At 69.6% G+C, this 6,317-nt stretch carries 6 protein-coding genes; 2 read left to right on the top strand and 4 right to left on the bottom strand.

Going from position 1 to position 6,317, the window contains the following annotated elements; all coding sequences use genetic code 11:
• Positions 1 to 639: 639 nt before the first annotated feature.
• A complete protein-coding gene (gene nth / locus GRI72_RS13900) occupies positions 640 to 1,305 on the bottom strand; it encodes an endonuclease III (RefSeq protein WP_160734512.1) in 666 nt (221 codons plus the stop codon).
• Between the two features lie 25 nt (positions 1,306 to 1,330).
• Positions 1,331 to 2,068: a 4-hydroxy-tetrahydrodipicolinate reductase gene (gene dapB, locus GRI72_RS13895; RefSeq protein ID WP_160734511.1), complete on the bottom strand. Its 738-nt coding sequence runs from the start codon at positions 2,066 to 2,068 to the stop codon at positions 1,331 to 1,333.
• A 35-nt stretch (positions 2,069 to 2,103) separates the two neighbouring features.
• Between dapB and GRI72_RS13890 the strand changes: the two genes are divergently transcribed.
• Positions 2,104 to 2,802 (top strand): NAD-dependent deacylase, encoded by a 699-nt coding sequence (locus GRI72_RS13890; RefSeq protein ID WP_160734510.1) that lies wholly within the window; start codon positions 2,104 to 2,106, stop codon positions 2,800 to 2,802.
• 46 nt (positions 2,803 to 2,848) lie between these two features.
• Positions 2,849 to 3,148 (top strand): GIY-YIG nuclease family protein, encoded by a 300-nt coding sequence (locus GRI72_RS13885; protein ID WP_160734509.1) that lies wholly within the window; start codon positions 2,849 to 2,851, stop codon positions 3,146 to 3,148.
• A gap of 63 nt (positions 3,149 to 3,211) precedes the next feature.
• On the opposite strand, the gene GRI72_RS13880 is transcribed toward GRI72_RS13885, so the two are convergent.
• Together GRI72_RS13880 and dnaA are read right to left on the bottom strand one after the other, a co-directional pair.
• Complete coding sequence (locus tag GRI72_RS13880; protein WP_160734508.1) at positions 3,212 to 4,021, bottom strand: HesA/MoeB/ThiF family protein; 810 nt, start codon at positions 4,019 to 4,021, stop codon at positions 3,212 to 3,214.
• Positions 4,022 to 4,746: 725 nt separating this feature from the next.
• On the bottom strand, positions 4,747 to 6,213 hold the full coding sequence (gene dnaA / locus GRI72_RS13875; protein WP_160734507.1) for a chromosomal replication initiator protein DnaA: 1,467 nt from the start codon (positions 6,211 to 6,213) through the stop codon (positions 4,747 to 4,749).
• Positions 6,214 to 6,317 lie beyond the last annotated feature (104 nt).

The following is a 6,317-nucleotide window of genomic DNA, read 5'->3' as shown; positions in this document are numbered from 1 at the left end:
GTGCCTCGGGGGGCTAGTGACCGCTCGATAAAGCACCCCTGTGCCGGGATGCGAGGACTATTCGTAACGGGGCATGTCCCTTGCCCGGCCCGCGGCGGACCTCAACGCCGCGAGCCTTTCCAGGGGACGCTCCCGCGATAGCCTCTGGCGGACAGGGCAAGCGCGAGCCCTGGCCCTGTCCGCGCCTCGCACCCCTCGAAGGGCCGAGCGGGAGGTTGAAGGCAACCCCTCCCGCCACTCGCAAGGATGTTGCCAAGGCAACCCTGTGACGCCCAGGTGGCAATCCTGTGATGCCCAGGCGGCACCGGCCGGTTCCGTCCGCTTGCCTTTCCTCCCGGCGTAACCGTCCGCACTCGCCAGCGGATGACCGGGCGTGGGCCGGTTCCGCGCCCCGCCATGCAACCCACGCCGAGTTCCTGCGAAAGCAGGAACCCAGACACAGCCGCAACGCCCGCCGTCCCGGGCTCCTGCTTTCGCAGGAGCTCGCGTTGCGGAGAGCGTGCCTTCCCGCCGCCGCCCCCGTCATGCTGAACGGGTTTCAGCATCCATGGTGCCGCCCGGCACCGCCGGTGCGGGAGAGGAAATGAACCCCCGAATCCCGTCCCGGGCCGCGGCCCCTCGACCGTGCAAGCCGCGCTCCTACCCCGCGGCCTTGCGGCGCGTGGGGGGCGGTTCGAGCACTTTCTTGCGGAACGAGCACAAGTCCTCCACCGGGCATCGCCAGCATTCGGGCGTGCGCGCCTTGCAGACGTAGCGGCCGTGGAGGATCAGCCAGTGGTGCGCGCCGAGGCGGAACGGGGCCGGGACGCGCTTTTCCAGCTTCGCCTCGACCTGTTCGGGCGTCTTCCCCTTGGCAAGTCCGGTGCGGTTGCCCACCCGCAGGATATGCGTGTCGACCGCGAAGGTTTCCTGCCCGAACCAGCAGTTGAGCACGACATTGGCGGTCTTGCGCCCGACCCCGGGCAGGCGGACCAGGTCCTCGCGCCGGTCGGGCACCTCGCTGCCGTATTCCTCGACCAGCATCCGCGACAGCGCGATCACGTTCTTCGCCTTGGAATTGAACAGGCCGATCGTCTTGATGTGTTCCTTCAGCCCTTCCTCGCCCAGCGCCAGCATCTGTTCGGGCGTCTCGACTTCGGCGAACAGGCGGCGGGTGGCCTTGTTCACCCCGACGTCGGTCGCCTGGGCCGAGAGCGCGACCGCGACCACGAGCTGGTAGGCATTGCCATATTCCAGCTCGGTCTCCGGCGCGGGATTGTCCTCGGCCAGGCGGCGGAAGAACTCGAAGATCCGGTCCTTCGTCATCGCGGGAACGCGGCCGGCAGGCAGGTCACGAAGCGGCCTGCGCGAGGATGTCGTCCATCGCGTAGCGCCCGGCGTCGCGCCCGATCAGCCACTGCGCCGCCTTGACCGCGCCACGGGCGAAGATCATCCGGTTTTCCGCGCTGTGCGAAAGCGTCAGGCGTTCTTCCTCCCCCGCGACGATGACGCTGTGCTCGCCCGCCACCGTGCCGCCGCGCAGCGCGGCGAAGCCGATCGCGCCCTGTTGCCGCGCGCCGGTGTGGCCGTCGCGCCCGCTCTCGCGGTGATCGGCAAGATCGATCCCCCGCCCGGCCGCCGCCGCCTCCCCCAGCAGGAGCGCGGTGCCCGAAGGGGCATCGACCTTCATCCGGTGGTGCATCTCGACGATCTCGATGTCCCATTCCGGCCCGAGGCTCGCCGCCGCCTCGCGCACCAGCCGCGCGAGCAGCGTGACGCCGAGCGAGGTATTGCCGGTCTGCAGCACCGCGACCTGGCGCGCGGCATTGTCGATCGCCCGGTGATGGCGATCCTCCAGCCCGGTCGTGCCGATCACGATCGGGATGCCCGCGCCGATCGCGGCGTGCAGGTTCGCCTCCAGCGCGACCGGGGCGGAGAAATCGACCAGCACGTCGCTCCGGTCGGCCAGGGCGGCCGGGTCGCCCCCGCGGTCGATCCCGCCGGCCCCCTCGTGCCCCGCGTCCGCGATCGCGCGGGCCAGCGCCTGCCCCATGCGCCCCTCGCTGCCGATAATGCCGATCCGTGCCATTGTGCTTCCCCGAAACCGCGTGCTTCATGGCCGCCATGGCAGACATTCGCAACATCGTCATCCTCACCGGCGCGGGGGTCAGCGCCGAAAGCGGGATCGACACCTTTCGCGGCGGCGGCGGCTTGTGGGAGAAGCACCGGGTGGAAGACGTCGCCACGCCCGAGGCCTTCGCGCGCGACCCCGACCTGGTCCTGCGCTTCTACGACATGCGGCGCGCGGCGATCCAGGAAAAGGAGCCGAACCGGGCGCACGCGGCGCTGGCCCGGCTCGATGCCGAATGGCCGGGCGACCTGCTGATCGTGACGCAGAACGTCGACGACCTGCACGAACGCGCCGGCGCGCGGCGGGTGCTGCACATGCACGGCACCCACCTCAACGCCTGGTGCACGGCCTGCGACGCGCGCTCGCGCTGGACCGGGCCGCTGATCGACCGACCGCCCTGCCCCGCCTGCGGCGCGCGCGCACTGCGGCCCGACGTCGTGTGGTTCGGCGAGATGCCCTATGAAATGGAACGGATCTACGGCGCCTTGCAGGCCGCCGACCTGTTCGTTTCGATCGGCACGTCGGGCGCGGTCTACCCGGCCGCCGGCTTCGTGCGCGAGGCGCGCGAACTCGGCACGCAAACGCTGGAACTCAACCTCGAACGCAGCCAGGGTTCGGCCTGGTTCGACGAGACCCGCCTCGGCCCGGCGGGCGAGCTGGTCCCGGCCTGGGTGGACGAGATGCTGGGGTGAGATCCCGCCAGCCCCTGTCATCCCCACGAAGGCGGGGCCCCACGGCATGACCGACGAGCCATATTGCTGGGTCTACATCCTTGCGAGTCAGAAGCGCGGCACGCTCTACATCGGCCTCACGTCCCGCCTTGCCGAACGGATCGAGGAGCACCGGAACGGCAGGGTTCCCGGCTTCACGCGGCAATACGGGGTGAGGCGACCGGTCCATCTCGAACCGTTCGGCGATATTCATGAGGCCATTGCGCGCGAGAAGGCGCTGAAGAAATGGCGCCGTGCGTGGAAGATCGCGCTGATCGAGGCTGGCAATCCGGACTGGCGCGATCTTTGGCATGACCTGAACCGCTGAACCGATCGGCAGGGCGGGCCATGGATTCCCGCATTCGCGGGAATGACACTGCTGCTCTTGTTGTCATCCCCGCGAAGGCGGGGATCCATCATCGGACGCTTTTCCGGCAGAACCGCAGCCTCGGCACGCCGGGTCCTTCGCGATCCGCAAGGTGCGCATTGCGGGCTTGAGGCCGTCGAGAAGGTGCAGGCGGCCCCACTGCGGATCGCCGAAGGCGGACTTGCCATCGAGCAGGACGCGCACCGCCTGCATGGCCGCGAACGTGCCGGTCCAGCCCGACATGGCGCCCAGCATCCCGTCTTCGGCGCAAGTGTCGCAATCGTCGGCATCGAAGGCATCGCCGACGTAGCAGCGATAGCAGGCCTCGCCCGGCAAGTGCCCGGCGAAGGCGCCGACCTGCCCCTGGAACCGGCCCACCGCGGCCGAGAGCAGGGGAATGCCGCTCGCCACGCAGGCGTCGGAAATCGCCAGCCGGGTGGCGAAGTTGTCGGTCCCGTCGAGCACCAGGTCCGCCCCGGCGATCGCCGCGCGGGCCGTGTCCGCCCCGACCCGGCGGTCGGCCAGCTCGACCGCGATCGCCTGGTCGAAATTGGCCAGCCAGCGCCGCGCCGACACGGCCTTGCCGTGGCCCACGTCGCGCTCGGCATAGATCGTCTGGCGCTGGAGGTTGGACAGCTCGACCCGGCCGTCGTCGATCAGGGTGAAGCGCCCGATCCCGGCGCCCGCGAGATATTGCAGCGCCGGACTTCCGATCCCGCCCAGCCCGACCAGCGCGACGTGCCGCTCGGCCAGCGCGACCTGCCCCGCGCCCCCGATCTCGGGCAGGACGATGTGGCGCGCGAAGCGGTCGATGCGGTCGGGGGGCAGGGCCATGAAGGGCTGTTGGCACTCTTTGGCCCCGCTCTCAAGCGGGGGGGTTTTTGTTGGTGCCTCAGGCGCCGGCGGCCGCATCCGCGGCCTTGGCTATCCTCGCTCCCTTCGGTCGCTGCGGGCGCGCGGTCGCGCTTGCGGTCGGCTGGGCGCCGACCGATCGGTTCCCGCCGTAACCGCGTCGCGAGGGCTGTGGGGGGAGTTTTTGTTGGGGCCTCAGGCGCCGGCGGCCGCGTCCGCGGCCTTGGCTATCCTCGCTCCCTTCGGTCGCTGCGGGCGCGCGGTCGCGCTTGCGGTCGGCTGGGCGCCGACCGATCCGTTCCCGGCCAACACCGTGTCGCGAGGGCTGTTGGGGGGAGTTTTTTGTTGGGCCTCAGGCGCCGGCGGCCGCATCCGCGGCCTTGGCTATCCTCGCTCCCTTCGGTCGCTGCGGGCGCGCGGTCGCGCTTGCGGTCGGCTGATCGCCGACCGAATCCGTTCCCGCCCTAACCGTCTCAGCGAGGGCTGGGGGAAGTTTTTTGTTGGGCCTCAGGCGCCGGCGGCCGCGTCCGCGGCCTTGGCTATCCTCGCTCCCTTCGGTCGCTGCGGGCGCGCGGTCGCGCTTGCGGTCGGCTGATCGCCGACCGAGCCATCGCGATGCGGTGCTGGCGTGGACGGGTTCGGTCCGCGATCAGCGGACCGCGAGGACGAGCGGCCGGATGGCCGCTCGAAAACACAAGAAAAACCCCTTAGCTCTCCAGCTGCCGCAGCAGGCTGCGCACGTCGCCGTCCATGTCGGCGTCGCGCTGGCGCAGGTCCTCGATCAGGCGGACGGCGTGGATCACGGTCGAATGGTCGCGGCCGCCGAACTTGCGCCCGATCTCGGGGTAGGAGCGCGGCGTCAGGACCTTCGACAGGTACATCGCCACCTGGCGCGGACGCACGACCGCGCGGGCGCGGCGCTTGCTCGACATTTCGGCGCGGTCGATGCGGTAGAACTGGCACACGGTGCGCTGGATCTCGTCGATCGTGATGCGCCGGCGATTGGCCGAGAGGATGTCGGTCAGCTGCTCCTCGGCGAGCTGCAGCGAGACTTCCTGCCCGGTGAGCTGGGCATAGGCGATCAGCTTGTTCAGCCCGCCGACCAGTTCGCGCACGTTGCGCGTGATCGTGCGGGCGAGGAAATCGATCACGTCCTCGGGCACCGAGAGCGGGGCGAAGCGAGTCAGCTTCGATTCGAGGATCGAGCGGCGCAGCTCGATGTCGGCCGGCGCGATATCGGCGACGAGGCCCATCGACAGGCGCGAGAGCAGGCGCGGTTCGACCCCGTCCAATGCCTGCGGCGCGCGGTCGGCGGCGAAGACCAGCCGCTTGCCTTCGGCCAGCAGCGCGTCGATCGTGTAGAGCAGTTCTTCCTGCGCGCTGGCCTTGCCGATGATGAACTGGATATCGTCCACCAGCAGCAGGTCGAAGCTGCGCAGGCGCGCCTTGAACTCGATCATCTGGTTCTGTTTCAGCGCTTGGACGAACTCGACCATGAAGCGCTCGGCGCTGCAGTAGAAGATCCGCGCGCGCGGGTGGTTCGACAGGTAGGCATGGCCGATCGCGTGGAGCAGGTGCGTCTTGCCCTGCCCGGTCGCGGCCTTGAGGTAGAGGGGGGAGAACTGCGGCTTCTCGCTCGCCGCCATGCGCTGCGCCGCGTTGCAGGCGAGCACGTTCGATTCGCCGGTGACGAAGGCGGCGAACGTCAGCGAGGGGTCGAGCCCGACCGAGGACGTGAAGCCCTGTTCGCCGATCGTGCCGGCGGCGACCGCGATCATCGAGGAATCGGCATCGTTGGCCGGGCGGTGGCTGTCGCCCCCCAGGCTCAGCTCGGGCAGCTTGCGCCGGCCCGGGTGGACCGAGATGCGCACGTTGCGCACTTCGCTGCGCGCGATCTTCCATGCCAGCGAGAGCCGGTCGGCGAAGCGGTCCTGGACCCAGTTGGCGGAAAATTCGGTCGGCAGGTAGAGATCGAGCGTGCCGGTATCCTTGCAGAAGCCGCCGAGCTGGATCGGCTTGATCCACTGGCTATGGAGCTGGTGACCGAGATCCTTTCGCAGGCCCTGGCTGATGTCCGACCAATCCGCCGCCAGGTTCACTGCCTCCAGGTCCTCCATCGATTCCTCTTGCCCCTTTCCTGCCCGAGCGTTCGCTTCGCCGACCTTGCTCGCCATTACCCGCCTCTTCGTTCCCCGACCCGCAAGCCGGCGCCATGTCCCACGCGCATTGGGCAAAGCCTCTCCATGCCCGGAATCACCTCCATCCCGGGCTGCGTGCG

The organism is Pelagerythrobacter marinus, assembly GCF_009827515.1.
Taxonomy (GTDB): Bacteria; Pseudomonadota; Alphaproteobacteria; order Sphingomonadales; family Sphingomonadaceae; genus Pelagerythrobacter; species Pelagerythrobacter marinus.
The sequence above is the reverse complement of the archived record's forward strand: the minus strand, read 5'-3'. Positions and strand labels throughout refer to the sequence as shown.